At 70.7% G+C, this 26,480-nt stretch carries 20 protein-coding genes and 1 pseudogene; 15 read left to right on the top strand and 6 right to left on the bottom strand.

Translation table 11 applies throughout. The annotated features are described in order from the left end of the window. Nucleotides 1-22 precede the first annotated feature (22 nt). Both prfH and M8C17_RS27390 read right to left on the bottom strand, forming a co-directional pair. Nucleotides 23-691, bottom strand: coding sequence for a peptide chain release factor H (prfH, locus tag M8C17_RS27385; RefSeq protein ID WP_252419444.1), 669 nt, complete (start codon nt 689-691; stop codon nt 23-25). Next, a complete protein-coding gene (locus tag M8C17_RS27390) occupies nt 688-1,875 on the bottom strand; it encodes an RNA ligase RtcB family protein (protein WP_252419445.1) in 1,188 nt (395 codons plus the stop codon). Before M8C17_RS27390 ends, prfH begins: the two co-directional genes overlap by 4 nt. A gap of 513 nt (nt 1,876-2,388) precedes the next feature. Between M8C17_RS27390 and M8C17_RS32235 the strand changes: the two genes are divergently transcribed. Next, nucleotides 2,389-2,667, top strand: a complete 279-nt coding sequence (locus tag M8C17_RS32235) for a hypothetical protein (protein ID WP_308209596.1) — start codon at nt 2,389-2,391, stop codon at nt 2,665-2,667. Nucleotides 2,668-2,722: 55 nt separating this feature from the next. Here M8C17_RS32235 and M8C17_RS32240 read toward each other — a convergent pair. Continuing rightward, a pseudogene (locus tag M8C17_RS32240) lies at nt 2,723-3,445 on the bottom strand (ice-binding family protein); the annotation flags it as partial. A 243-nt stretch (nt 3,446-3,688) separates the two neighbouring features. Beyond that, nucleotides 3,689-4,384, bottom strand: a complete 696-nt coding sequence (locus M8C17_RS27400) for a class I SAM-dependent methyltransferase (RefSeq protein WP_252419447.1) — start codon at nt 4,382-4,384, stop codon at nt 3,689-3,691. 197 nt (nt 4,385-4,581) lie between these two features. Here M8C17_RS27400 and M8C17_RS27405 point away from each other — a divergent pair, with 197 nt between their 5' ends. Further along, a complete protein-coding gene (locus tag M8C17_RS27405) occupies nt 4,582-5,337 on the top strand; it encodes an SDR family oxidoreductase (RefSeq protein ID WP_252419448.1) in 756 nt (251 codons plus the stop codon). Nucleotides 5,338-5,350: 13 nt separating this feature from the next. Here the strand turns inward: M8C17_RS27405 and M8C17_RS27410 are convergent, their stop codons facing one another. Next, the gene (locus M8C17_RS27410) at nt 5,351-7,582 is read right to left on the bottom strand and encodes a hypothetical protein (protein WP_252419449.1); all 2,232 of its coding nucleotides are present in this window, start codon (nt 7,580-7,582) and stop codon (nt 5,351-5,353) included. Between the two features lie 215 nt (nt 7,583-7,797). On the opposite strand from M8C17_RS27410, the gene M8C17_RS27415 reads away from it, so the two are divergent. From M8C17_RS27415 to araA, 12 genes are all read left to right on the top strand, one after another. Continuing rightward, nucleotides 7,798-9,012 (top strand): FUSC family protein, encoded by a 1,215-nt coding sequence (locus M8C17_RS27415; protein WP_252419450.1) that lies wholly within the window; start codon nt 7,798-7,800, stop codon nt 9,010-9,012. Between the two features lie 90 nt (nt 9,013-9,102). Further along, on the top strand, nt 9,103-9,627 hold the full coding sequence (locus M8C17_RS27420; RefSeq protein ID WP_252419451.1) for a hypothetical protein: 525 nt from the start codon (nt 9,103-9,105) through the stop codon (nt 9,625-9,627). A 72-nt stretch (nt 9,628-9,699) separates the two neighbouring features. Beyond that, nucleotides 9,700-10,542 carry a DUF4097 family beta strand repeat-containing protein gene (locus M8C17_RS27425; RefSeq protein ID WP_252419452.1) on the top strand — a complete coding sequence of 281 codons (843 nt, stop codon included), beginning with the start codon at nt 9,700-9,702 and terminating at the stop codon, nt 10,540-10,542. Nucleotides 10,543-10,586: 44 nt separating this feature from the next. Then, nucleotides 10,587-11,543 carry an ATP-binding cassette domain-containing protein gene (locus M8C17_RS27430; RefSeq protein ID WP_252419453.1) on the top strand — a complete coding sequence of 319 codons (957 nt, stop codon included), beginning with the start codon at nt 10,587-10,589 and terminating at the stop codon, nt 11,541-11,543. After that, a complete protein-coding gene (locus tag M8C17_RS27435; RefSeq protein WP_252419454.1) occupies nt 11,540-12,328 on the top strand; it encodes an ABC transporter permease in 789 nt (262 codons plus the stop codon). The genes M8C17_RS27430 and M8C17_RS27435 overlap by 4 nt, the downstream gene beginning before the upstream one ends. A gap of 762 nt (nt 12,329-13,090) precedes the next feature. Then, on the top strand, nt 13,091-14,761 hold the full coding sequence (gene araB, locus M8C17_RS27440) for a ribulokinase (RefSeq protein WP_252419455.1): 1,671 nt from the start codon (nt 13,091-13,093) through the stop codon (nt 14,759-14,761). Continuing rightward, nucleotides 14,758-15,450: an L-ribulose-5-phosphate 4-epimerase gene (locus M8C17_RS27445; RefSeq protein WP_252419456.1), complete on the top strand. Its 693-nt coding sequence runs from the start codon at nt 14,758-14,760 to the stop codon at nt 15,448-15,450. Before araB ends, M8C17_RS27445 begins: the two co-directional genes overlap by 4 nt. Before the next feature lie 116 nt (nt 15,451-15,566). After that, nucleotides 15,567-16,568 carry an ABC transporter substrate-binding protein gene (locus tag M8C17_RS27450; protein ID WP_252419457.1) on the top strand — a complete coding sequence of 334 codons (1,002 nt, stop codon included), beginning with the start codon at nt 15,567-15,569 and terminating at the stop codon, nt 16,566-16,568. A 184-nt stretch (nt 16,569-16,752) separates the two neighbouring features. Next, on the top strand, nt 16,753-18,294 hold the full coding sequence (locus M8C17_RS27455; protein ID WP_252419458.1) for a sugar ABC transporter ATP-binding protein: 1,542 nt from the start codon (nt 16,753-16,755) through the stop codon (nt 18,292-18,294). Further along, entirely contained in the window at nt 18,291-19,361 is a 1,071-nt protein-coding gene (locus M8C17_RS27460) for an ABC transporter permease (protein WP_252419459.1), read from the top strand. The genes M8C17_RS27455 and M8C17_RS27460 overlap by 4 nt, the downstream gene beginning before the upstream one ends. Continuing rightward, entirely contained in the window at nt 19,358-20,347 is a 990-nt protein-coding gene (gene yjfF / locus M8C17_RS27465; RefSeq protein ID WP_252419460.1) for a galactofuranose ABC transporter, permease protein YjfF, read from the top strand. The genes M8C17_RS27460 and yjfF overlap by 4 nt, the downstream gene beginning before the upstream one ends. A 26-nt stretch (nt 20,348-20,373) precedes the next feature. Continuing rightward, the gene (gene araA, locus M8C17_RS27470) at nt 20,374-21,876 is read left to right on the top strand and encodes an L-arabinose isomerase (RefSeq protein WP_252419461.1); all 1,503 of its coding nucleotides are present in this window, start codon (nt 20,374-20,376) and stop codon (nt 21,874-21,876) included. A gap of 79 nt (nt 21,877-21,955) precedes the next feature. Here the strand turns inward: araA and M8C17_RS27475 are convergent, their stop codons facing one another. Then, nucleotides 21,956-24,697 (bottom strand): beta-L-arabinofuranosidase domain-containing protein, encoded by a 2,742-nt coding sequence (locus M8C17_RS27475; RefSeq protein WP_252419462.1) that lies wholly within the window; start codon nt 24,695-24,697, stop codon nt 21,956-21,958. A gap of 618 nt (nt 24,698-25,315) precedes the next feature. On the opposite strand from M8C17_RS27475, the gene M8C17_RS27480 reads away from it, so the two are divergent. Next, on the top strand, nt 25,316-26,302 hold the full coding sequence (locus M8C17_RS27480) for a LacI family DNA-binding transcriptional regulator (RefSeq protein ID WP_252419463.1): 987 nt from the start codon (nt 25,316-25,318) through the stop codon (nt 26,300-26,302). Nucleotides 26,303-26,480 lie beyond the last annotated feature (178 nt).

Raw genomic sequence — 26,480 nt, forward strand, 5'->3', positions numbered from 1 at the left:
CCAACGGGTGGGCCGGCCTGTCTCAGTCTGCCCGCCGTCGCTTCCGCGAACGCCGGTGCGGGGCCTGGTCCGGTTCGGACGGGTCGGGGCGTTCGACCCGGGTGGGGTCGCCGCGAACGAGCTCGTCGTGGATGCGCCACCGGGAGGTGGTGACGGCACGTCGGGCCGCCTCGTCGCCGTCCTCGATGCGCCGCCGCAGGAGTTGCAGCGCGATGCGGCGGTTCAGGCTGAACTGCCGCTCGTCGTCCACCACCACCACGATGCCCGAGGGACGGTGGGTCGCCCGTACCGCCGTGCTGGCCTTGTTGCGGTGCTGACCGCCGGGCCCGCCGGTGCGGCAGGCGACGATGTGTACGTCCGCCTCCGCGAACCTGGTCGGCGGAGCGTCGAGCTGGGGTGGGCGAGCGGTGACGTACCAGTTCTTCCGGCCGGTGCCCGACCGGTAGGGGCTGGGAGCCTGCCAGCACAGGGTGCCGGTCCACGAGGCGGCGAAGGCCTCGGCGCCGGCACCGGAGATCTGGATCAGGACCGATCGGTGGGTGCCGGGCCGGTCACCCGGCAGGGTCTCTTCCCTCCGGGTCGTCAGGCCCTGTGCGATGGCGTCGTCCTCCAGACGACGCAGTAGGTGGGTCAGCGCCCAGGCGCACTCCTGCGGGCCACGCCCGGCCGACAGCAGCAGGCGTACGCTCATGACCGCCCCCGCCTGCGACGCTGGTCACGGCGGTCCGGTCGGGCCGCGGATCCAACGTCGGGCGTCTTGTACGTGACCAGCGGAGTGGTGGCGGCCACCGGTGTGGCCAGGTGGTGGTCGACCAGGTCGGCGATCACCTGCTCGATGCGCTTGTACGCCGTGGGCGCCTCCTCGAAGAGCAACTGGCGGTCCCCGCACACCACCACGGAACCCACCGGCGTGCGGCGCAGCTCCTCGACCGTGTGCTTGGCCCGGCCTCGGCGCAGGGCGTCGGCGCGGGACATCTTGCGGCCCGCGCCGTGCGCCACCGAGTGGTTGGCGTCCGCGCCGGCGTGGGCGGCCACGAGGTAGGAGGCGGTACCCCGCGTACCGGCGATGAGCACGTCACGGCCGTCACCGGGGGCCGCGCCCTTGCGGTGCAGGTAGACCCCGTCGCGGACCTCGACCAGGTTGTGGCACTGGTCCACGATCGGCTCGGTGGGCTCGGCGCCCAGGGCGTGCGCGACCCGGGCGGCCATCAGCCGGCGGTTGAGCGACCCCCACCGCACGGCGTCGTCGTGCATCGCCAGGTAGGCGGCCGGGTCGGGGGCGGGGCCGGCGCCGTGGACCTCGGTGTGCGCCCGCAGGATCCGCTCGCCCAGGCCACGGGAACCACTGTGGACGATGAGGACGAGGTCGCCGGCGTCGAGCCCGAGGCGGCTGGCGTGGCCCGGGTCGAAGACGGTCTCGACGCGTGCGAGTTCGACGAAGTGGTTACCCCGGCCGACCGTCCCGAGGCCCTCCAGGTGACCGGCGGGGATGTCGTCCGGCGCGACGGCCCAGGCCGGGTCGTCGGCGTGCTGCTGCGGGTCCAGCGCGCGGTCGAGGTCGGGGAACCGGGCGGCGAGCCGCTCGGGCACGGCCCGCTTGAGCCGGATGGGGAACACGGCGATGCCGCAGCCGATGTCGGAGCCCACCAGGAACGGGTACAGCACGGTCGACGCCATGGCGGCGCCGATGGGCGCGCCCTTGCCCGGGTGCAGGTCCGGCATGGCGGCAACGTGGATCATGCCGTCGAGGGCGGCCACCTGCCGGCACTGCGTGAGGGCGTCGGACTCGACCCAGCTGGCGGGGGAGGCGAACACGGTGACGGTGGCGGGGGTGGATCGGGGCAGCGACTCCCGATCCGAGAGGTGCTGGGACAAGGTGGCTCACATCTCGTACAGACGGAGGGGCGGGCGGCGTCACGGCCCCGGGCGGCGCGGCCGGGGGCTCGGAGCAGATTCGGTGATGTCCGTCAGTACGTCATGGACGCCACTGTGGCGGAGCCGAGCGCGGCCGGCAAGCGAGTTTCGAGGCCCGGTTCCGTGCAGACCTGGGTGGTGCGTCTGGGGAAGGGGCAGCCCGGGTCCTGCTCTACCTGTCGCACGAGCGGGAGGAAGACGCCACGGAGCGGGCCTCACCCGCCGAACCGTCCGTCTCCGTACCTCGACGGGCCGTCCCCGCTCGGAGGTGGCCCGGCCGGCACATCGCCGGCCGGGCCACCGATCAGGACTCCTGGCTTCGACGCCGGGCGAGGAAGAACGCGAGCCCGCCCAGGGCGACCATGACGCTTCCCAGGCCCGTCATGGCAGGGACCGCGCCACCACCGGTTACCGGCAGGATCGGAGACTTGCCGCCCGGGCTGCCAGGGCCACCGGGGGCGCCGGGACTACCAGGTGCTCCAGGGCTGCCGGGTGCTCCGGGTGCTCCGGGTGCGCCGGGTGCTCCCGGCGCGCCAGGTGCGCCAGGCGCTCCGGGTGCTCCAGGGCTACCGGGGGCGCCGGGACTACCGGGTGCTCCAGGGCTACCGGGGGCACCGGGGCTACCGGGTGCTCCAGGGCTTCCCGGGGCGCCGGGGCTGCCGGGAGGGCCGGACGGTCCGGGTGGGCCGGTCGGTCCGGGTGGGCCGGTCGGTCCGGGCGGACCCGTCGGTCCAGCGCAGGTGGGTGCCGTGATGACGTTGGTGTCGAGGGTGACGGCGGCCGTTCTCGCCAGGGCGCGGCCCTGGAGTGTCGCGCCCGTTGCCAGCGTGATCGACGCCTGGGCCATGATGGTGCCCACGAAGGTGGTGCCCGTGCCGATCGTGGCCGAGCTGCCGATCTTCCAGAACACGTTGCAGGCCGACGCGCCGTTGATCAGGACGACGCTGCTGTTCGACGCCGTCGTCAGCGACGAGTCGATCTGGAAGATGAACACGGCCGACGGGTCGCCCTGGCCGTTGAGCGTCAACGGCCCGGTCAGCTGCGCGGCCCCGATCCGGTAGACCCCGGCGTTGAGGGTGTTGCCGCCCAGTTCCGCCGGAAGGTTGGTGAAGGGGGTCCGACCGGCGGCGTCGTTGAAGGCGATCGTCAGGTCGCTCTGGGCCTGGAGGGCGACCGCGTCGCCGAGGTGGACCTCGCCCCCGATGGTTGCCGTCTCGAAGCCGGCCGCGGTGTTCCCCGGGAACCGGCCGAGGCTCTGGGCCAGGAAGCTGGGGCCGGTGTTGGTGGGCTCGGCGCCGGCCAGGACGGAGAAGTTGGCCGCCGTTCCCAGGTTCACCGGTGCTTCCTGGGCGTTGGCCGCGGTCGAGCTGAAGAGCAGCAAGCTGGCCGCCACAGCGGCGGCCGCGGAAGCCGCGAGCGCCGGCAGGGCCGTACGCCGTAGACGAGAATTGGGTTTAGCTGTCACAGAACACCCTCCGTGGGTACTACTCGCAGGCGGCGTCTCACGAACCGCATTCCTGCGCGGAACCATCTATATGACGCAGACAAGTGCGGTGACCACCACATCACGCCAGATGCGCTTATGCCATCAAAACGGGACAATAAGTCAGCCCGGCGGTGCAAAGAGGATCGACCTTCACGTTCCCGTCGTCGGTCTCGCGTTTCCTGGCTCGGCTCGCCACCACGGCCACCGGCCGCATCCACATGCGGCATCTGATGTCGGAGCGCCGTCGGCGGCAGCGGTCGCGGTCGGTTCAGCCGACGGGTGCCGTCCTCAGTGCAGGTTCGTCGGGACCGCTCTGATCGCGCGGCCGAGGACGCACGGCGAGGACGGGCTGTTGCTGCCGGCCGGGAACCGGAACCGGTGCACGTCCTCGATGACGAACCCGGCGGAGCTGATGGCGGCGGCGGTGTCACGGCCGGTGTGGCAGCCGGCGAACAGTTTCGGCCAGAGCGTCGCGTCGAGCAGCCGTTGGGCCCGTTGCAGACGGCCGGGCTCCTCGACGGCGACGTGCTCGAAGAACCGCAACTGCCCACCGGGACGCAGCACCCGGCCGATCTCGGCGAGCGCGCTCGCCTGGTCGGGCACGGTGCACAACACCAACGCGGCCACGGCCGCGTCGAACTCGCCGTCCCCGGCGGGCAGCGCCTCGGCCAGACCGTCGACGACCGTGACCGGTACCGGCGCCGTCGACGCCGCCCTGAGGGCGGCCGCACGCAGCCGTCGTTCCGGCTCGACCGCGACGACCTCGGTCACCGCGGGAGGGTAGTGGGGGAACATCCGTCCGTTGCCCGCGCCGATCTCGATCACCCGGCCGGACAGGCCGGCCACCAGGTCCCGTCGGTACTCGGCGGTGCCGGCACGGTCCATGGCCACACTGAGTCGCTCGTAGACCCGGGCGTACACCGGGTGGGACACCGCCGCCATGCCGACCTCCAGGTGCGCTGGGACGCCGTCACCATCCTGCACGACCTGCGCAATCATGAGCCGTGATGTCCCAGCGCCAGACATCCACAGGTACGTAGCCTGATGTCGTCCGTGGCTCCACCGACCGGGGCATCCCGGCAACTGGATCGACGCACCTGTCACGGATCGGCGCCCTGTTTCCGTCGTACCTGGTTGGCAACGACTCAGCCCATCGCGGGCAGGCAGGAAGTGGTTCGATCATGAAGATCGTCGTCATCGGCGGCAGCGGCCTCATCGGCTCCAAGCTCGTGGACCGTCTCGGTGAGCAGGGCCACGAGGCGGTGCCGGCGTCGCCCAAGACCGGCGTGAACACGCTGACCGGCGAAGGGGTCAGTGAGGTGCTCGACGGCGCCGACGTCGTCGTCGACGTGTCGAACTCGCCCTCGTTCGAGGACGCCGCCGTGCTGGAGTTCTTCGAGACGTCGACCCGGAACCTCCTCGCGGCCGCGGCGGCCGCCGGGGTGGGGCACTACGTGGCGCTCTCGATCGTGGGTTCGGACCGCATTCCCGACAGCGGGTACATGCGGGCGAAGGTCGCCCAGGAGAAGCTCATCACCGCGTCCGGTCTGCCCTATTCGCTGGTGCACGCCACGCAGTTCTTCGAGTTCGTCCAGGGCATCATCGACGCCGCCGCGGACGGCGACACCGTACGCCTCGCGCCGGTGTTCATCCAGCCGATGGCGGCCGCCGACGTCGCGGCCGCGGTGGCCGAGGTCACGGTCGGCGCACCGATGAACGGGGCGGTCGACATCGCCGGACCGGAGCAGTTCCGCCTCGACGAACTGGGTCGATCCGTCCTCGCGGCCCAGTCCGACCCCCGCTCGGTGGTGACCGACCCCGAGGCCCGGTACTTCGGCGCGAAACTCGGCGAACGCTCACTCGTTCCCGCTGGCGACGCCCGCGTCGCCGACACCAACCTCGACGACTGGCGTGCGCGGGCGGCTCGCGGGAAGTGACGTCCCCGGCGCGCTACGGCGGGTCGGTTCTGGGACCCGCCGTAGCGCCGAGGCGCTCCACCAGCTCCCGCACCGCCCGGATGAACCGGTCGTCGGACTCGCACCCCCAGTGCCCCTGGATGGGTGGGGGGATGCTGTCCCCGGGGGGAGTCACCACGCCGCGCGGATCCCGCTGCCGGCGGTCCACCGTCATGGCCGGGCCGTCGACGGTCGCCATCTCGCCCGGCCGGTGGCCGGAGAAGATCCAGCCACCGATGGGGTCGGTGTCACGCCACAGGTTCACCCACCGCCAGCCGACCCGGTCACCAACCTCCTGCAGCACCGCGTCGTTGACGTAGGCGGGGAAGAGCCGGCCGTAGAGCCGACGCAGCGGTGCCCCGTCGGTGAGCAGGGCGACCCGGCTGCCGACCTGTGGTGGCAACTGGAGCACCGTCGCGGCGACCAGGACCGAGCCGTGGCTGTGCCCGGTGAGCACCACCGCGTCGCCGCGTTCCACCAGGTAGGTGATGCGTCGGGTCAGCTCCGGCACGGCCCGCTCGGCGTAGCAGGGCGGCGCGAACGGGTGGGCGGCCCGGGGCCAGAAGGTGCCCAGATCCCAGATGACTCCGACGTACCGCCGGAACTGGCTGGTCCGGTAGGCGAAGACTCCCCCGATGACCAGGCCGAGGATGATCGCCGCGATCACCCAACTGCCGAACGCGATGGCGAAGGTGACGACGTCGGACGGCACGCCGGCGTACCGCTCGACGACGTCACTCGGGAACAGCCCCAGCAGGCCGATGGTGGTGGTGGCCGTGCCGAGTCCCGCGAGACAGCCGAAGACCACGGCCAGGGGCACCAGCTTCTCGGTGAACAGGGCACGTGCTATCACCTGTCGCACCTGCCGCAGCCGGGGCTCGGCCTCGGCGGGCGGGTCCGGGTGGTCGCGCGCGACGATCGCCGCCGCGGCGCGGTACCGGCCGCGGCGGGAGACCAGAATGACCAGGCCAACGACGATCAGCGTGAACAGCACCGTCCGGAAGAAGCCGAAGATCGCCCAGGTGTACGCCCACGGCGGGCCGTTGACGATTCCCTCTCCGGTCGGGGCGTCGCGATCCAGAAAGTCCGCCACCCGGTAGACGAGCTCCGCGGAGTACGCCACCGCCAGACTGATCGCGACGGCCACCATCACCAGCGTTCCCAGCCCGAACAGCGGGGTGGCGCCCCGCCGCCGGTCCCGGCGCCAGAGCAGCACCACGCCCAGGGCCACCAGCAGTGTCGTCTGGGCGACGAACACGCAGGCCAGAATCGCCTCGTAGCCGGGCAGGGCGCCCCCGGTGCGCCACGGCGCCGGGTTGGCCAGCAGGTGGGCTACGACCACCACGGTCAGGATGATGGCGGTCGTCCGCAGCGTGGTGGTGATCGCGTCGAGCCGCCGGTCCGTAGCGCCCCGGTCGATCAGCGGGGGCGTGCAGAGCAGGACCACGCAGGCGGCCAGGACCACCCCGGTGACCACGACCAGCGTGATCGTGCCGGCCGAGGCGCCGCTCGCGGCTCGGGCGGCGAGCAACGTGACGTCCAGTGTCGCGAACGCCGCTGCCACGTGGATGGAGCGCAGCCGACCCACCAGCGGCTCGGCGTCCCACTGACCGACCGCGCCGAGCGGTAGACCGGAGACCTCCCTCTCGGGTGCCCGAAACGCCTCGAAGGTTCTGCCCGGGCGGTTGCTGAGCCGCCAGAGCAGGCCGATGGCGGCGGCCGGGCCCAGCGCGAGCACCGCCAGCCGCAGCCCGGTGGATTGCCCTCCCAACCAGGAGAACCAGCTACGCCCGGCCAGGCAGCCAGACGAGGTCATGCACTTCCAGGCCAGCAGGTCCAGGGCGACGCCGGCGGCGGCGAGGACGTACAGCGCGGTGAGCGTGAGCGCCAGCACCCGGCACAGGGACTTGACCATGGCCTCGGAGCCAGGGTTCGCCGGGCGCATCCAGATCGCCACGTTGGCCAGCATGAACGGCAGCAGGAAGACCAGCGCCAGGGTGCGGGCCACGGTCCCGGAGGGCAGATCACCCCAGCGGTACGCCTCCAGCGCCACCCCCTGCGCGCCGCTGGTGTGCGAACAGCGCGGACTGGCCCGGTAGAAGCCGCCGCTGCGGTCTCCCGCGACCTGCGAGGTCTGCTCCAGCCCCAACACCTGCTCGGCGCTCGTACTGGAGACCCCGTGCACCCGCAGCTCGACGACCCCGCCAGAGCTGCCCGACCCGCTCAATCGCGCTGATCCATCCGACAATCGCCCCCCGAGGCGTCCCGGCAGTCCCTGCCCCACGCATCCGGCCGAGGACGCCCGCCACCCACGTGGCAGGCCGGGGTCTACCCGGCCTGGAGGGGCGCAATCGTGGCACCAGCGGCGTCCTGCACAGCCGGCACCCGACCGCGGGCCGTGGCGGCCAGGACTGATCCGGGCGGGGTGGGGTAGGTGCCGCCATGGTCGATGCCGGTCGGAACGGGGCGGACGGGGATGCACCGACCCGGCCCGACGACTCCGCCCGGGCCGGCCTGGCGGGGGTCGCCGCCAGGGTTCCGGCTCGTTCGGCCGCCGTCCTGCGGGAACGGTCGCGTCGGCTGCGCGCCACCTGGGGGCTCGCCGTGCAGGCCGGCCTCGCCGCGGCGCTGTCCTGGGTGGTGGTGCACGACGTGCTGCACGTCTCTCAGCCGGTGTTCGCGCCGATCTCGGCGGTGTCGACTCTCGCCGCGTCGGTGGGTCAACGCCTGCGCCGTACGGTCGAGTTGATCATCGGCGTCACCGTCGGGGTGCTGATCGGTGACCTGCTGCTCGTCGTGATCGGCACCGGGTGGTGGCAGCTCGCACTGATCGTGGTGCTGGCGATCGTCGTCGCGTTGTTTCTCTCCGGCAGTGCGGCGGTGGTCATCCAGGCCGGGGCGACCGCGGTGCTCATCGCCACGCTCACCCCATCCGTGCGTGATCTGGAGATCCCCCGGTTCGTGGACGCGCTCGTGGGGGGAGCGGTGGCACTGCTGGTCACCGCCGTGCTGCTGCCGCTGAACCCGCTCCGGGTGCTCAACCGGGCCGCCCGTCCGGCGCTGGACCTGCTCAGCGCCCAGCTCGACGCCACCGCCGGCGCGCTGGCCGAGCGCGAGGTCGCTCCGGCGCGTACCGCCCTGGTCGAGCTGCGGCAGAACAAGGACGAGCTGAAGGCCCTCGTCGAGGCGACGCAGGGGGCGCGGGAGGCCAGCATCCTGTCGCCGGTGCACTGGCACCAGCGGCACGGGCCGGTGGGCCGGTACGCGCAGGCGGCGGAACCGATCGACCGGGCGATGCGCAACAGCGGGACGTTGATCCGCCGGGCGGTGACCCTGATCGAGGACGGCGAGCCGATCCCGGAGCCGATGCCGACGGCGGTCGCGGGCCTGGCCGAGGCGGTCCGGCTGTTGAAGCGGCAGTTCGCCGCCGGCGACGAACCCAGGCGGGCGAGGGATCAGGCACTGCGGGCGGTCTGCGCTGCGGGTGACGCCTACCGTGAGGGGGTCGGTTTCTCGGGCGCGGTCGTCGTCGCGCAGGTCCGCACGACCGTCAGCGACCTGCTGGTGGCCACCGGGCTGAGCCAGGAGGACGCGAACCACCTGGTCCGGCGCGCGTTCGGCGAGTTGACGCCGCCCATCAGGGGTCGCAGGGGTTGACCAGGGCGTACGGCCACTCGTCCGCAAGCTGACACCACCCTGAGCCAAGAGGTATTGCGCGCTGAGCCAAAGTGGTGCCATGATGGCGTCATGGATCTGAGGCCGTACGTCGAGAACCTGCGTAACGAGTTCGCCGTGGCAGCGGAGGGCGTCGACCCGGACAGTCGGGCGCTGGCCCAGCGGCTCTTCACCCAACTGGAGGCGGCGACCCGCCTCATGCTGCTCGACGCGCTGTCCGACGCGGCCGGCGAGATCACCCGGGAGCTCGCGCCCGGGTCGGTGCACGTCCGGCTGCGGGGGCGCGAACCGGACTTCGTGGTGACGCCGGCCAGCCCGCCGACCGACGGGGGCGGCGAGGACGCCGGCCCGCCAGCGCCGCCGCCGCCGGTGCTCGCCCCCGGGGGCGACGAGGGTGGCACGTCGCGGATCAACCTCCGGCTCCCCGACCAGTTGAAGGCCAGCGTCGAGGAGGCTGCCGGACGGGCGGGGTTGTCGGTCAACGCCTGGCTCGTGCGGGCGGTCGCCGGCGCCATCGGGGCGGGCGAGCCGGATCGTCGCCCGGCGCGCCGGGTGGAGCCACGCTCCGGCCAGCACTTCACCGGCTGGGCGCGCTGACCCCGTACTCCCTTTCCTTTCCCCACCGCTGACCTGCAGCGATGTGCGCTGCCCACCTTCCGGGAGACCGCCATGCCTGTTTTCGATACGCCAGAGCCCATCTCCGTCCGGATCGAGCTGCCGGTGGGGGACGCCTGGATCAGCGCGACCGACCGTGCCGACACCGTCGTGGAGGTGCGGCCCCGTAACCCGTCGGACAAGGCCGACGTGAGCGCCGCGGAGCAGACCACCGTCGAGTACGCCGGCGGGCAACTGCTGATCAGGGCGCCGAAGAGTTGGCGTCGCTACGGCTTCGGCACCGGGCCGTCGGTCGATGTCCTGATCGAGCTGCCGACGGGATCCCGTGTGCGCGCCGAGTCGTCCTGGGCCGCGTTCCGCTGCGAGGGGCGGCTCGGCGAGTGCCACTTCAAGACCGGCGGCGCGATCCGGCTCGACCAGACCGGACCGTTGGACGTCGACAACAGCCACGGTGAGGTCGCCGTGGAACGCGTGGCCGGCCCCGCTCGGGTGAAGGCCTCCTCCGGCAAGGTGCGCCTCGGCGATGTCGACGGCACCACCGAGATCAAGAACTCCTCCGGCGACTGCTGGGTCGGCCGCAGCAGCGGCGACGTCCGGGTCAACTCCGCCTACGGCGACATCACCGTCGACGAGGCTCTCGCCTCGGTGACGGCACGGACGGCGTACGGCAACGTCCGGCTGGGCGCGGTCGTGCGGGGGTCGATCGAGCTGCAGACGTCCTACGGGGCCGTCGAGGTCGGCGTACGCCGGGGGACCGCCGCCTGGCTCGACGTCAGCTCCCGCTACGGCCGGGTGCACAACGCGCTCGAAACGACCGACGGCCCGGCGCAGACCGACGACACGGTCGAGGTCCGGGCCGGCACCTCCTACGGCGACATCACGATCCGCCGCGCGTGACGGACCGCGCGCGGCGACAACCCCGTACCCGAATCGAGGAGACCATGGCCAGCCCTTCCCGACCCGCGATAGTCGCGACCGGCCTGCGCAAGTCGTACGGCGACAAGGTCGTGCTCGACGGCATCGATCTGGAGATCGCCGAAGGATCGATCTTCGCCCTGCTGGGCCCCAACGGCGCTGGCAAGACCACCACCGTGCAGATCCTGTCCACGCTGATCGGTGCCGACGGCGGCGAGGCCCGCGTCGGCGGCCACGACCTGACCCGGGAACCCGACGCGGTACGCGAGCTGATCGGCGTCACCGGCCAGTTCTCGGCCGTCGACAACCTGCTCACCGGCCGGGAGAACCTGAGCCTGATGGCCGACCTGCGCCACCTCGGCAGGGCGGCCGGCCGGCGACGCGTCGTCGAACTGCTGGAGCAGTTCGACCTGGCGGAGGCGGCGGACAAGCCGGTGGCGACGTACTCCGGGGGGATGCGCCGACGGCTCGACCTGGCGATGACCCTGGTCGGGGAGCCGCGTGTCATCTTCCTCGACGAGCCGACGACGGGCCTCGACCCGCGTAGCCGCCGCGCGATGTGGCAGATCATCCGCGACCTCGTCGCCGGTGGCGTCACCATCCTGCTGACCACCCAGTATCTGGAGGAGGCCGACCAGCTCGCCGACCGGGTCGCGTTCCTCGACCACGGCCGCCTGATCGCCGAGGGCAGCCCGCACGAGTTGAAGCGGCTCATCCCCGGTGGTCATGTCGTCCTGCAGTTCGCCGACCACGAAGGGCTCGACTCGGCCGCTCGGCTGCTCGTGGCGGCCACCCGCGACGACGCGGCGCTCACCCTGCAGATCCCGAGCGACGGCGGGGTCGGCTCGCTGCGGTCCCTGCTGGACCAGCTCGACCGCGCCTCGATCGGCGTCGCCGGTCTCACCGTGCACGGCCCCGACCTCGACGACGTCTTCCTCACCCTTACCGGCCGACCCGACAACGAAAGGGCCATGGCGCGATGAGCACCCTCACCCTCGCTGCCCGCGACTCGAGCACGATGCTGCGGCGCAACCTCCTGCACATGCGGCGCTATCCGTCGATGACGCTCCTGCTCATCGGCATGCCGGTCATCTTCCTGCTGCTCTTCGTCTACGTCTTCGGTGGCACGCTCGGCGCCGGCCTCGGGCCGACCGGCGACCGGGCCCAGTACGCCAACTACGTCACCCCCGGCATCCTGCTCATCACCGTGGCCAGCGCGGCGCAGGGCACCGCCATCTCGGTTGCCATGGACATGACCGAGGGCATCATCGCCCGGTTCCGCACCATGGCGATCTTCCGGCCGTCGGTCCTCACCGGCCACGTGCTCGGCAGCCTGCTCCAGACGCTGCTCAGTCTCGCGGTCGTGACCGGTGTGGCACTGCTCGTCGGCTTCCGGCCGACCGCCAATCCGGTCGAGTGGCTCGCCGCGATCGGCGTCCTCGCCATGATCACCTTTGCGCTCACCTGGCTGTCGGTCGCTCTCGGGCTGGTCAGCAAGAGTGTCGAGACGGCCAGCAACCTGCCCATGCCGCTGGTGTTGCTGCCGTTCCTCGGCAGCGGGTTCGTCCCCACCGACTCGATGCCGACGGCGGTGCGGCTGTTCGCCGACTACCAGCCCTTCACGCCTGTGATGGAAACCCTCCGCGGTCTGCTGCTCGGCACCGGCATCGGCAGCAACGGATTCCTCGCGGTCGCCTGGTGCGCCGTCATCACCGTGCTCTGCTTCTTCTGGGCCAGGGCGCTGTACAACCGCAATCCCGCACGCTGAACGCAGGCGCTCGCTGCGATCCACCGCGATGACGACGACGGCCCGGCTGGTAAGCCGGGCCGTCGTCCGTTCCGTAGCTGTGCCCGTGGTCGGTCTGAGGATCGTTGTCGTACGGCCCTCGGGAGTGGCGGCGGCCTCGCGGGAATCGCGTTGTTATCGATAACAATCGAATCCTTCTCTGCTGTCCCGCGTTTTGTCTGGCAGCAGTGGCCGGTCGACCAGATCGACGCGGGATCGAATCCGGTGATCCCCGGTCACCGGACGGGACCCGGATGGCCGCACCGGATGACGGCACGGGCGCCAGCCCTGGCAGACGGCTGGCACCGACTTCCGTCCCGGACAAGTGGGGCACTGACGGTCCGAAGCGACGGCGGACCGGCGTGGGTCGCCGAGCCGGCCCTGCGTCGCGGAAGCGCCGGCAGCCTGCGCTTTCGGATGGCCGCTGCAATTGACGGTCCTCCACGACTCACCCATTCATGAGCCTGAGTGTCTGCCCGCGATGATCAGCCGAATATCCTGCGTGCCGGGTATGGATGTTATCGCTGACATTGCCTCTCGCTGGTGAATGGTCGTGATCGGACGGTCGCGCTGAACGGCCTGCCCGGGGTGGTCCGGATGTGGCACCGCGTTGTGCGCCTGTCGCACCTCGTCGACGCACCCGTCGGACGATCCAGGGCGCCGTTACGGAGCTGTTGCGATCAGATGTCTTGACGGGTTTAGATGTGAGCGTTAACACTGTCACCGTTAACGGTGGAGGTGAGCATGAACCGTGTGGACGGAGCCGGCGAACGCTACGTCGTCGGCGTCGACTTCGGCACCCTGTCCGGCCGTGCCCTGGTGGTGCGGGTCAGTGATGGTGCCGAGATGGGGACGGCGGTGCGCGAGTACCGCGACGGGGTCATCAGCACGGAGCTTCCGGAAGGTCGACCGCTGCCGCCGGACTGGGCTCTGCAGAATCCGGAGGACTACCGTGACGTGCTGCGGTACGCCGTCCGGGCGGCCGTGTCCGCCGCAGGGATCGACCCGGCGGCGGTAGTCGGCATCGGCATCGACTTCACCGCCTGCACGGTGCTGCCGACGTTCGCCGACGGCACCCCGCTGTGCGAGGCGCCCGAGCTGCGCGACCGTCCGCACTCCTGGGTCAAGTTGTGGAAGCACCACGCCGCCCAGCCGCACGCCGACCGGATCAACGCGCTGGCCCACGAGCGCGCGGAGCCGTGGATCGGCCGGTACGGCGGCAAGATCTCCGCCGAGTGGCAGTTCGCCAAGGGCCTGCAGATGCTGGAGGAGGATCCCGAGGTCTACCACCGGGCAGAGCGTTTCGTCGAAGCCGCGGACTGGATCGTCTGGCAGCTCAGCGGCACCGAGACCCGGAACGTCTGCACGGCCGGCTACAAGGGCATCCGGCAGGATGGCCAGTACCCGTCGGCGGAGTTCCTGACCGCGCTCAACCCGGACTTCGGCGACTTCGTGGCCAAACTGGACGGCCCGCTGCTGCCCCTCGGCGCCCGTGCCGGCACGCTCACCGCCCAGGCCGCGGCCTGGACCGGCCTGCCGGTGGGGATCGCGGTCGCCGCCGGCAACGTCGACGCACACGTCACGGCGGCCTCCGCGCAGGCCGTGCGGCCCGGTCGGCTCGTCGCGATCATGGGCACCTCCACCTGCCACGTGGTCAACGGCGCCCACCTCGCGGAGGTGGCCGGGATGTGCGGTGTCGTCGACGGCGGCATCAGCCCTGGCGCATGGGGTTACGAGGCCGGGCAGAGCGGGGTGGGTGACATCTTCGGCTGGTTCGTCGACCACGCGGCCCCCGCCGGCGTCGCCTCGCACGAACGCCTCACCGAGCTGGCCGCCAGCCAGCCGGTCGGCGCGCACGGCCTGATCGCGCTGGACTGGTGGAACGGCAATCGCTCACTGCTGGTCAATCACGACCTCAGCGGGCTCGTCGTCGGGATGACGCTGGCCACCCGACCACAGGACATCTACCGGGCGCTGCTGGAGTCCACGGCGTACGGGACACGGATGATCATCGAGGCGTTCGTCGACGCCGGAGTGGCGGTGGACGACCTGGTGATCGCCGGTGGTCTGACCTCGAACGAGCTGTTGATGCAGATCTACGCCGACGTGACCAACCGTCCGCTGAACATCATCGGCTCCGCACAGGGCCCCGCGCTCGGGTCGGCCATCCACGCGGCGGTCGCCGCCGGTGAGTACCCCTCGATCCACGAAGCGTCGCAGGCGATGGGGCGGGTGCACGAGGCCGTCTACCGACCGGACCCCGACCGGGCGCGCGCCTACGACGCCCTCTACGCCGAGTACCGCGCCCTGCACGACCACTTCGGGCGCGGGGGCAACGACGTCATGCTCCGCCTGCGAGCGATCCGCAACGCGGCGGTCGGGACCGCCGCGGCCCCACTGGAGGTGGTCGCGTGAACGCCGAGCTGGACCGACAGATCGGTGAACTGCGGGAGACGGTCGCCCGCCTGCACGCCGAGCTGACCCGGTACCGCCTGGTCGCCTGGACGGCCGGCAACGTCTCCGCGCGGGTCCCCGGCCGGGACCTCATGGTGATCAAGCCGAGCGGCGTGGGCTACGACGAACTCACGGCGGACACCATGGTGGTGTGTGACCTCGACGGCGTCCTCGTCGACGGGGATCTCGCCCCGTCCAGCGACACCGCCGCCCACGCCTACGTCTACCGGGCCATGCCCGAGGTCGGTGGGGTCGTCCACACGCACAGCTCGTACGCCAGCGCCTGGGCCGCCCGTGGGGAGGCGATCCCCTGCCACCTCACGGCACAGGCCGACGAGTTCGGCGGGGAGATCCCCGTCGGCCCGTTCGCCCTGATCGGCGGCGACGACATCGGCAAGGGCATCGTCGCCACACTGGCCGGGCACCGCTCGCCGGCGGTGCTGATGCGCAACCACGGCGTGTTCACCATCGGCCGCGACGCCCGCGCGGCGGTCAAGGCGGCGGTCATGTGCGAGGACGTGGCGCGTACCGCACACCTGGCCCGCGCGGTCGGGCAGCCGGTGCCGATCGCGCAGGCCGACGTCGACGCGCTCTACCACCGCTACCAGAACGTCTACGGCCAACAACCAGTCTCACCGGCGGGGTCCTGACCGTCGAGATTCGCCGGTGCGCACCACCGAGGTACAGCACGCACCACCCGCGTACGCCGCTTTCCGAATCTCTGCGGTCGGCGCGGTCACCCACCACACCGAGCCAAGGAGATCCGATGGGAAAGATGCGAACGCACTCCGCCCGGTGGCGTGCCGGCGCGGTCATCGCCAGTGCGCTGCTCGTCGGCAGCATGGCGGCCTGCGGCAACAGTGACACCGGCGGCGGATCCAGCGACGACGGCAAGCTCACCCTGGGCTTCTCGCAGGTCGGCGCGGAGAGCGGTTGGCGTACCGCGAACACCACCTCGATCAAGGAGGCCGCCGCGGCGGCGGGGGTCGAGCTGAAGTTCGACGACGCGCAGCAGAAGCAGGAAAACCAGATCAAGGCGATCCGCAACTACATCCAGCAGAAGGTCGACGTGATCGCCTTCTCGCCGGTGGTGGAGTCCGGGTGGGACACCGTGCTCAAGGAGGCCAAGGACGCCGACATCCCGGTCATCCTGACCGACCGCTCGGTCGACTCGGCCGACAAGTCCCTGTACAAGACGTTCCTCGGCTCGGACTTCGTCAAGGAGGGCCGGCTCGCTGGTGAGTGGCTGGTCGAACAGAAGAAGACCGCCTCGGGCCCGGTGAACATCGTGGAGTTGCAGGGCAACACGGGCGCGGCGCCGGCGAACGACCGCAAGAAGGGCTTCGGCGAGGCGATTGCCGCCAACCCGAACCTCAAGATCATCGCTTCCCAGCCGGGCGACTTCACGCGGGCCGGCGGCAAGGCCGTCATGGAGCAGTTCCTCAAGGCCAACCCGAAGATCGACGTGCTGTTCGCGCACAACGACGACATGGGTCTGGGCGCGCTCGAGGCGATCACCGCCGCTGGCAAGGTGCCCGGCAAGGACATCACCATCATCACCGTCGACGCCGTCAAGGACGGCATGCAGGCTCTCGCCGACGGGAAGTTCAACTTCATCGCGGAGTGCAGCCCGCTGCTCGGCCCGCAGCTGATGGACCTGGCGAAGAAGGTCCACGCGGGCGAGGAGGTGCCTGCTCGGATCGAGACCGAGGAGACCACCTTCACCCAGGAGCAGGCCAAGGAGGCGCTGCCCAACCGCAAGTACTGATCGACGCCGGGGGTCGCCGCGCTCGCGTGGCGGCCCCGCCGCGTCGCCCCCTACCCGCAACGGACCGGGCCTGGCCCGCGACCACCCGGAGCAGGCCCGCCCGATCGACCCGCAGGGACGACCGGGCGGGCGCACGGGAGCGTAGCGGCCTTCCGTGTCGACGACCCAGAAGAGGTCTGATGGGATGACGGATAGCCGTCCGGTCCTGACCATGACCGGGATCAGCAAGTCCTTCCCCGGGGTGCGCGCACTCCACAACGTCAACGTCCGGCTCTTTCCCGGCGAGGTGCACGCCCTGATGGGCGAGAACGGCGCCGGCAAGTCGACCCTCATCAAGGTGCTCACCGGCGTCTACGACACCGACGAGGGCACGATCACCCTCGATGGCGAGTCGGTGTCCTTCAGCGGGCCGATGCAGGCGACCGCCGCCGGGGTGAGCACCGTCTTCCAGGAGGTCAACCTCTGCACCAACCTCTCGGTGGCGGAGAACATCTTCATCGGCCGCGAGCCCCGGCTCCTCGGCGCCGTCCGCTGGGGTGAGGTTCGCCGCCGTGCCCGGGCCCTGCTGGCCCGCCTCGATCTCGACCTCGACGTCAGCGCGCCGCTCGGCTCGTACTCCCTGGCGATCCAGCAGATGGTCGCCATCGCCCGCGCCATCGACATCAAGGCCCGGGTGCTGATCCTGGACGAGCCGACGTCCAGCCTCGACGCCGGCGAGGTGGCGCAACTGTTCCGCATCATGCGGCAACTGCGCGGCGAGGGCATCGCGATCCTCTTCGTCACCCACTTCCTCGACCAGGTCTACGAGATCGCCGACCGCATCACGGTGTTGCGCAACGGTGGGCTCGTCGGCGAGTACCTGACCGCCGAGCTGCCCCAGCTCTCCCTGGTCGAGAAGATGATCGGCAAGGAACTCGACGTCCTGGAGGGCATCGAGGAGCACTCCCGACGGGACCTGACCGCGCTGGAGGAGGGCACCCCCCTGGTGGCGGTGTCGAACTTCGGCCGGGCGGGCGCGGTCGAGCCGTTCAGCCTCACCATCCACGCCGGCGAGGTGGTGGGCCTGGCCGGCCTGTTGGGCTCCGGGCGTACCGAGGTGGCGCGGTTGCTGTTCGGGGCCGACCGGCCCGACGGCGGTCAGGTCGTGGTCGACGGCACGGCGAGCAGCCTGCGCACCCCCGCCCAGGCCATCGACCACGGCGTCGGCTTCTGCTCGGAGAACCGCCGCGCGGAGGGCATCGTCGCCGACCTGTCGGTCCGCGAGAACATGATCCTCGCGATGCAGGCGGCCCGCGGCTGGCTGCGGCCCATCCCGCGCCGTCGCCAGGACGAGCTGGTCGACAGGTACGTCAAGGCACTCAACATCCGGCCCGCGGACCCGGAGGTGCCGGTCCGCAACCTCTCCGGCGGCAACCAGCAGAAGGTGCTCCTGGCACGGTGGCTGATCACCGAGCCGCGACTGTTGATCCTCGACGAACCGACCCGGGGCATCGACATCGGCGCGAAGACCGAGATCCAGAAGCTCGTGACCCAGTTGTCCGACGGCGGCATGGCGGTGCTGTTCATCTCCGCCGAGCTGGAGGAGGTGCTGCGCCTCAGCCACAAGGTGGCCGTCATGCGGGATCGACAGATGGTCGCGCAGCTCGCCAACGACGACAGCCTGGACGCCGACCGCATCATGCAGACGATCGCCACCGGGTCCCACCGGGAGGAGGCAGACCGATGAACGCCACCATGGGCCGCTACCGGGCGGTGACCGGCCACCGGCTGTTCTGGCCCGCCGCCGTGCTGGTCGTCATGCTCGCCGCGAACACGATCTACCGGCCCGGGTTCCTGTCGATCGAGCTCAAGGACGGGCATCTGTACGGCTCGCCGATCGACATCCTGCGGCTGAGCGCGCCGCTGATCCTCGTCGCACTGGGCATGACCCTGGTCATCTCGACCGGCGGCATCGACCTGTCCGTCGGCTCGGTGTGCGCGATCAGTGGCGCGATCGCCTGCATGTACATCAGCAAGCAGTCCGACCAGAACAGCCTTGCCGTGGTGCTGACCGCCCTCGCGATGGCGTTGGGGGTCGCGCTCGTGCTCGGCGCGTGGAACGGGGTGCTGGTGGCCGTGATCGGAATCCAACCGATCATCGCCACCCTGATCCTGATGGTGGCCGGCCGGGGTCTCGCCCAGCTGATCACCCAGGGTCAGATCATCACCATCAACTCCGAGCCGTTCCGGGCGATCGGGCTGGGCCACCTGTTGACCCTGCCGCTGGCCATCTTCATCGCCCTCGCCGCGGCCCTGCTCGTCGCCGCGTTCACCCGGCGCACCGCGCTCGGGATGATCGTCGAGTCGGTGGGCGGCAACGCCGAGGCGAGCCGGCTGGCCGGCATCCGCTCCGGCCGGGTCATCTTCCTCGCGTACGTGCTCAGCGCCGTCTGCGCCGCGGTCGCCGGATTCATGATGACGGCCAACGTCTCCAGTGCCGACGGCAACGCCGTCGGCCTCTGGGTGGAGCTGGACGCCATCCTCGCGGTCGTCATCGGCGGTACGTCCCTCGCCGGCGGCCGGTTCTTCCTCAGCGGCACGATCATCGGCGCGCTGATCATCCAGACCCTGACCACCACGGTGTACGCCATGGACATCTCACCGCAGACCTCGCTGCTGTTCAAGGCGGTCGTGGTCATCGCCGTCTGTCTCATCCAGGCGCCGGCCTTCCGGGCCCGGTTCGCCCGCCGCAGGCGTGGCGCTCCGAAGCCCAACACCATCGCCGACAAGCCGAAGGAGCAGGTGCCGGCATGACCACTGGATCGCTCACCGCTGGTCGTGCCCGGTTCCGGCTGCCGAGGCGGCAGATTCCGGTCCTGGCCACGCTCGCCCTGCTGCTGGTGATGTACGGCATCGGCGTGTCCCAGTACACGGCGTTCTCCAACGTGCAGGTGATCTTCAACGTCTTCATCGACAACAGCTTCCTGCTCGTGGTCGCTGTCGGGATGACCTTCGTGATCCTCACCGGCGGCATCGACCTGTCGGTCGGGTCCGTCGTCGCCATGACGGCGATGGTGTCGGCCTGGCTGCTCCAGGAGGGTCTGCCGGCCGCGCTGGTGCTCGTCATCGCCCTGCTCATCGGCCCGACGCTCGGCCTCCTGATGGGCTGCGCCATCCACTTCTTCGAGATCCAGCCGTTCATCGTGACGCTCGCCGGGATGTTCTTCGCCCGGGGGATGTGCACGTTCATCTCCGGCTCGTCCATTCCGATCACCGACGGGTTCTGGACCAGGATGTCGCAGGAGCGGATCGGTGACCCGCGGGGCAACTTCGTCTCGGTCAGCGTGCTGATCGCCTTCGTCGTGGTCGCCGTCGCCGCGTACACGCTGGCCTACACCCGGCTGGGGCGCAACGTGTACGCCATCGGCGGCAACTCCCAGTCGGCCCTGCTGATGGGTCTGCCGGTGGGGAGGACCCGGATCGCCGTCTACACGATCAGCGGTCTGTGCTCCGCGATCGGCGGGATCCTGCTGTCCTTCTACACCCTCTCCGGTGCGCCGTTGATCGCCGTCGGCATGGAGCTGGACGTCATCGCCGCCGTCGTCATCGGTGGCACCGTGCTCACCGGCGGCTCGGGGTACGTCTTCGGCACGGTTCTCGGCGTCCTCGTCCTGGGCGTGATCCAGACCCTCATCACGTTCGACGGCAGCCTCAACTCCTGGTGGACCAAGATCGTGATCGGGGGCCTGCTCTTCGCGTTCATCCTGCTCCAGCGCCTCATCGGAATCCGTTACAAGTGACCGCCCCACTCGCGGAAGGCAACCCCATGGCACCACACAGCGCACCCGAGATCTGGTTCCTCACCGGCAGTCAAGGCATGTACGGCGAGGACACTCTCCGGCAGGTCGTCGAGCAGTCCCGCGTGATCGCGGCCGCGCTCGACGACTCACCGCAGATTCCCGCCCGGGTGGTCTGGAAGCCGGTCCTGACCAACAGCGGTGAGATCCTTCAGGTCTGTCGGGAGGCCGCAGCACAGGGCGCCGTCGGGGTCATCGCGTGGATGCACACCTTCTCCCCGGCGAAGATGTGGATCGCCGGGCTGGACGCGCTCCAGACGCCGCTGCTGCACCTGCACACCCAGGCCAACGTCATGCTGCCGTGGGGCGACATCGACATGGACTTCATGAACCTGAACCAGGCCGCTCACGGCGACCGCGAGTTCGGGTACATCCAGACCCGCCTCGGTGTGGCCCGCAAGACGGTGGCCGGGCACGTCAGCGACCCGCGGGTGATCGCCCGCGTCGGGGCGTGGGCCCGCGCCGCGCTCGGCTGGTCGGCGATGCGGTCACTGCGCCTGGCCCGGTTCGGCGACAACATGCGCGACGTCGCGGTGACCGAGGGCGACAAGGTCGAGGCGGAGCTGCGGTTCGGGGTGTCGGTCAACACCTACGGGGTCAACGACCTGGTCGAGGTGGTCGGTGAGGTCACCGACGCGCAGGTGGACGAGCTGGTCAAGGAGTACGACGACAGCTACCGCATCGTCGGTGAGCTCCTTGCCGGAGGCGAGCGGCACGAGTCGTTGCGGTACGCCGCCCGCCTGGAACTCGGCATGCGGGCCTTCCTGGACGCTGGCGGATTCCGGGCCTTCACCACGAACTTCGAGGATCTCGGCGGCCTCCGTCAGCTGCCCGGCATCGCCGTGCAGCGGTTGATGGCCGACGGCTACGGATTCGGCGGCGAGGGCGACTGGAAGACCTCGGTACTGGTCCACACGCTCAAGGCGATGGCGGTGGGCGTCGAGGGCGGCACCTCCTTCATGGAGGACTACACCTACGACCTCACTCCGGGCAACGAGCTGGTCCTCGGCGCTCACATGCTCGAGGTCTGCCCGACGATCGCCGCCGACAAGCCGACCGTCGAGATCCATCCGTTGAGCATCGGCGGCCGCGAGGACCCGGTGCGGTTGGTGTTCGACGCCGCCCCGGGTCCGGCGGTGGTGCTCGGCATGGCCGACATGGGGGACCGCTTCCGGTTGGTGGCCAACGAGGTCGACGTCGTGTCGCCGCCGCACCCGCTGCGGAAGCTGCCGGTGGCACGGGCCGTGTGGCGGCCCCGGCCGCACCTGGCCGGTTCGGCGGAGGCGTGGATCACCGCTGGCGCGCCCCACCACACCGTGCTGTCCCAGGCGGTCGGAGTGGAGGAACTGCACGACCTGGCCGAGATGACCCGCACCGAGCTGGTCGTCATCGACGCCGACACCCACCCGCGCCGCTTCGCGGACGAGATCCGGTGGAATCAGGCGTACTACCGGCTCGCCCGGGGGTTCTGAGCCCGCACGGACCCGACGGGAGCAGCCGGTCGGCCAGTTGGCCGACCGGCTGCTCGCGTGACGGGCAGGCCCGGGTGGTTCAGACGAAGCGCCACCGCTGGTCGGCGGCCCCGCTGTCGTTGCCGAGGACAACCTGCGCGCCCTGGCTGCCGGAGCCACCGCTGACACCGAGGACCCGACCGCCGTTGGCGCACTGGATGCGGAAGTAACCGCTGCCGCCGTACCGCAGCCGCCACCGGTGGTCGCTCGCGCCGTTGTCGGCCCACTGCACGATCCGGGTGCCGGCGGCGCTGGCGCCGCCCTCGACCCCGAGCACCTTGCCGCTGTGGGAGTTGCGCAGCCGCAGGTACCCGGCGGTGTCGACGATCGCGGTCCACAGGTGGTCGGCGGTGCCGCTGTCGCCCCACTGGATCACGAGGCCGCCGTCGGCGGTCGACATGTCCTGCACGCCGAGTACGAGCCCGCTGGCGAGGTTCTGGATCCGGCGCGCGCCGTTGGGGACGAACCGCCACTGGTTGTCCAGGCTGCCGTTGTCCGGGTCCTGCACCGCCTGGGCGCCCTGGCCGGTGGCGCCGCCGGCGATGGCCAGCAGCTTGCCGCTGTGCACGTTGCGCAGCTTGTGTGTGCCGTCGCCCACGTCCACGGGCGTCCAGTTGTGGTCGGCGGTGCCGTTGTCGGCCCACTGGAGGATGCGGGCGTCGTCGGCGGTGGACATGTTCTCCACCCCGAGCACCTTGCCGCTGTTGACGTTGCGTAGGCGGATCGCCGACCCGTCGACCAGGATCTGCCAGTCGTGGTCGGCGGTGCCGGTGTCGCCCCACTGGAGGGCGAGCCCGCCGTCCGCCGTGGACATGTTCTGGATGCCGAGGACGAGGCCGCTGGCCGCGTTGACCAGGCGGAAACTCGCGTCGTTGCCACCACCGCCTGCGGCGGTGCTCCAGTAGACCGTGTAGTTGTGCCCGTGTGCGTCGTAGAACGGCCCGAGATTGACCGGGGCGCCGTTGGCGAGGGCGGTGAACGCGAGGGCGTTGCTGCCCGTCCGCGTGATCGAGCCCGTGTCCAGTGCCGGTGGTCCGCTCAACGTGGTGGTGCCGTAGTTGCCGGAGAGCACCACCGGTCCGTACGTGATCGCCTGCACCGAGGCGTTGTCGTTGGCGGCCGCCAGGACGACCCGCATCGGCAACCGGACCGTGACCACGTCCCCGGAGGCCCAGGATCGGGTGAGGCTGGCGTAGCTGCCCGGTGTCGTGGCGATGGTCTGTGGTGTGCCGTTGACGCTGACGGTGGCGCCGCTCGTCCACCCGGGGATCCGGATCCGCATCGTCCACGATCCGCCGACCGAGCCGCTGACGGTCAGGGTGGTGGTGTCGCCGACCGGGTACGAGGTGGTCTGGGTGACCGTGATCCCGCGCTGCGACCAGGTGAGCACCGACGGCATGAACAGGTTCACGGTCAGCGTGCTGCCGTTGTGGAAGTAGATGGAGTCCATCAGCGTGGTGTTGGTCTCCACACCGGTGCCCTGGCAGCACCAGAACGAGTTGTAGTCGGTGCTCCAGGTGCCGCCGCCCCACGCCGGGCCGACGCCGCGGCGGCCGCCCGGGTTCAGTGGCGTGAAGTAGGTGACGTGCCCGTGGCTGTCGGCCGGGTTCTGCTGGCCGATCATATGGTTGAGCAGCGCGCGCTCGTAGAAGTCGAAGTAGGCGGCCCGGTCCGGGTCGAGCAACCACAGCTCGCGGGTCAGCTTGAGCATGTTGTACGTGTTGCACGCCTCGCAGGTGTCCGAGCGGAGGTACGCGGCGATGGCGTTAGGCGCCCGGAAATGCTCGGCCTGACTGTTACCGCCGATCACGTAGCTGTGGGCGTTGACGGTGATGTTCCAGGCGTTGCTGGCGATGTCGCGGTAGCGGGTGGTGCCGGTGGCCTTGAACTCCCGGGCCGCGCCGATCCACTTCGGCACCTGGGTGTTCGCGTGCAGGCCGTTGAGCTGGTCGGAGTTGGCGGCGAGCGGATTGAACACGGCGGCGTGGTCGAAGCGCTGGGCGGCGGTGAGCCAGCGGGCGGCGCCGGTCTGCTGGTACAGGTCGGTCAGGACGGCGTTCATGCCGCCGAACTCGGTGCCCAGCATGGCCTGCATCTGGGCGGTGGTGAGCCGGCCGGTGCGCCAGTCCACCCAGCCGGCCAGCGCCAGCAGCACGTCGCGGGCCTGGGTGTTGCCGATGAGGCGCCAGACGTCGAGCAGCCCGGCGAGAGTCTTGTGGATGCAGTAGTACGGCACGTTGCCGTTGTTCAGCGTCCGTGCCTCCAGGGCGGTGAAGTCGGACTCGGGGAAGCCGGACAGGTAGCCGGTGTTGAAGCCGGCGGCGGCGTTGTTGGCCTGACACCTGGCCAGCTCCGCCACCATCTGGTTGGCCTTGTCCCGGCAGGTGGTGTCGCCCAGTACCGCCCAGGCGTTGGCCCAGGCGGTCAGGAGATGCCCCTGCATGTGGGTGCGGAACGGGAACGTGGGGGCGTCCCAGCCGCCGGTCGGTGCCGCACCGGCCGTGGAGAGCCGGTGGTTGGCGCGGAAGTTGTAGAGCAGCCGGTTGACGTCGACGAAGCGCAGGTAGTTCAGCGTGCGGTTCTGGTTGTCCTGCCAGCGGCTGGCGGTCAGTCGGATCTGGCCCGGTTCGAAGGCGTACGCGGAGACGCCGATGTCGGAGCGGACGGGGGGAAGCGCGGCACTGGCGGCATCGACACCGGCAGCGGAACCGACGGTGGTGGCGACGGCCGCCGCGCCGGCGGACTGCAGGAGGAATCGACGGCTGACGAGGGGAGAGGACATCAGTGCCTCCGTGCGGGGGGATGAGGTGGTGGTGGGGCTGCGGGCGCGGTGATACCGCCAGTGGGGTCGTCTGTGGGGCGGGTTGTGCGCCGTCCGAGCGGGCGGCGGTGCTCCGGGTCTCGTGCACCAATCCGGCCGTGATTCGTTACGTTAGCGTTAACAGAGGTAGGCGTCAATCGATGGAAGTAGGCGTCCAGGTCGGGTCCCGCACGTCGGCTTGGTTTCCTGGGCGTAAGCCCTTCTGCTCGCTGTACTGCCCGTTTCCGCAATTCCCGGCGTATCAGGCACCGTGATTTCGGTATAGGCTGTTAGCGATCACACCGAATCGCGACAAGTGGTACTGACGACTGGCGGCAATGGCAGTTCATGGCGTCAGGCCGTGGCTTGCCACGGTCCGGCGCTTCCGCCCGTTGCGAGGGCGGGGCGCCGGCCGCGTCCCGTGCCGTGGCGTGGGCGGTGGCTGGCGTAGACTGTCGGCGATTCAGCGCTGGTCACCGGGGTTCAGCACCGGCGTGGCGGCTGAGCGAGGGGTCGCGTCCGGCCGCTCCGGTCGACATCGACGGGCGCGGGTCGGAGATGCAGGGCGGGGGGAGCGAGATGGCCGTGCACGGTCCCGCGATGACGGACGTTGCTCGTCTCGCCGGTGTCTCCCATCAGACGGTGTCGCGGGTGCTCAACGGGCACCCCAATGTCCGTGAGCAGACCCGGTTGCGGGTGCGGGCGGCGATCGCCGAGCTCGGCTACCGGCCCAACGGTGCGGCCCGCGCGCTGGTGACCGGTCGATCGCAGGTCATCGGCGTGGTCGCACAGAACACGACCCTCTACGGTCCGGCGTCGCTGCTGGCCGCGTTGGAGCAGACCGCCGCGGAGGAGGGCTTCGCGGTCAGCGTGGGCAGTGTGCGCGACCTCGACCACCGCTCCATCTCGGCCGCTGTCGAGCGGCACCTGGCGCACCGTGTCGCCGGCATCGTCGTCATCGCGCCGGTCGAGTCCGCCGGTGAGGCGCTGGAACGACTGCCCAAGGATGTCCCGCTGGTCACGGTCGACGGTGATCCGCACCGGCCGGTGCCGCTGGTGACGGTCGACCAGGCCGCCGGCGCTCGTGCGGCGACCCAGCACCTGCTCGACGCCGGGCACCGCACCGTCTGGCACGTGTCGGGGCCCTCCGACTGGTTCGACAGCGTCGGTCGTATCGAGGGCTGGCGGGAGGCGCTGCTGGCTGCCGGCGTCGAGCCACCGCCGTTGATGCCGGGGGACTGGTCGGCGGCGTCGGGTTACCGGTGTGGGCAGATGCTGGCGCGGATGCCGGAGGTCACGGCCATCTTCACCGCCAACGACCATCTCGCACTGGGCGTGCTGCGGGCACTGCACGAGTTCGGCCGACGGGTGCCGGCCGAGATCAGCGTGGTGGGCTTCGACGACGTGCCGGAAGCGGCGTACTTCATACCGCCGCTGACGACCGTCCGGCCGGACTTCGACGCGGTGGCGCGGGCGAGCCTCCAGATGCTGCTGGCCCAGATCGAGTCGGGTGTCGGCGGAGCGATGCGACAGACCGTCGCCCCCACCCTGGTCGCCCGCGACAGCGTCGCCCCGCCGCGCCACTGACCAGGGCGGCCGCCCACGGCGCTGCCTGACGTCCTGACGAGCAACAACGGCACCGCCGGCCGCGTGGCGCGGATCGGGCCTCCGGGGACCGCCCTTGTCGGGATGCTTCCGTTACGAGACCGTGACGCCGGTATTTCGGATCAAGTGTTGACGTGCTCTATGTGAGCGCTAACACTAC

The sequence above is a fragment of the Micromonospora sp. RHAY321 genome (assembly GCF_023896955.1).
Lineage (GTDB): Bacteria > Actinomycetota > Actinomycetes > Mycobacteriales > Micromonosporaceae > Micromonospora.

Coding starts and splice junctions, on each gene's coding strand:
- M8C17_RS27475 (WP_252419462.1), bottom strand. CDS start 24,697: ATGTCCTCTCCCCTCGTCAGCCGTCGATTCCTCCTGCAGTCCGCCGGC.
- M8C17_RS27430 (WP_252419453.1), top strand. CDS start 10,587: ATGGCCAGCCCTTCCCGACCCGCGATAGTCGCGACCGGCCTGCGCAAG.
- araA (WP_252419461.1), top strand. CDS start 20,374: ATGGCACCACACAGCGCACCCGAGATCTGGTTCCTCACCGGCAGTCAA.
- M8C17_RS27480 (WP_252419463.1), top strand. CDS start 25,316: ATGACGGACGTTGCTCGTCTCGCCGGTGTCTCCCATCAGACGGTGTCG.
- M8C17_RS27460 (WP_252419459.1), top strand. CDS start 18,291: ATGAACGCCACCATGGGCCGCTACCGGGCGGTGACCGGCCACCGGCTG.
- M8C17_RS27425 (WP_252419452.1), top strand. CDS start 9,700: ATGCCTGTTTTCGATACGCCAGAGCCCATCTCCGTCCGGATCGAGCTG.
- M8C17_RS27455 (WP_252419458.1), top strand. CDS start 16,753: ATGACGGATAGCCGTCCGGTCCTGACCATGACCGGGATCAGCAAGTCC.
- prfH (WP_252419444.1), bottom strand. CDS start 691: ATGAGCGTACGCCTGCTGCTGTCGGCCGGGCGTGGCCCGCAGGAGTGC.
- M8C17_RS27450 (WP_252419457.1), top strand. CDS start 15,567: ATGGGAAAGATGCGAACGCACTCCGCCCGGTGGCGTGCCGGCGCGGTC.
- M8C17_RS27420 (WP_252419451.1), top strand. CDS start 9,103: ATGGATCTGAGGCCGTACGTCGAGAACCTGCGTAACGAGTTCGCCGTG.
- M8C17_RS27415 (WP_252419450.1), top strand. CDS start 7,798: ATGGTCGATGCCGGTCGGAACGGGGCGGACGGGGATGCACCGACCCGG.
- araB (WP_252419455.1), top strand. CDS start 13,091: ATGAACCGTGTGGACGGAGCCGGCGAACGCTACGTCGTCGGCGTCGAC.
- M8C17_RS27405 (WP_252419448.1), top strand. CDS start 4,582: ATGAAGATCGTCGTCATCGGCGGCAGCGGCCTCATCGGCTCCAAGCTC.
- M8C17_RS27435 (WP_252419454.1), top strand. CDS start 11,540: ATGAGCACCCTCACCCTCGCTGCCCGCGACTCGAGCACGATGCTGCGG.
- yjfF (WP_252419460.1), top strand. CDS start 19,358: ATGACCACTGGATCGCTCACCGCTGGTCGTGCCCGGTTCCGGCTGCCG.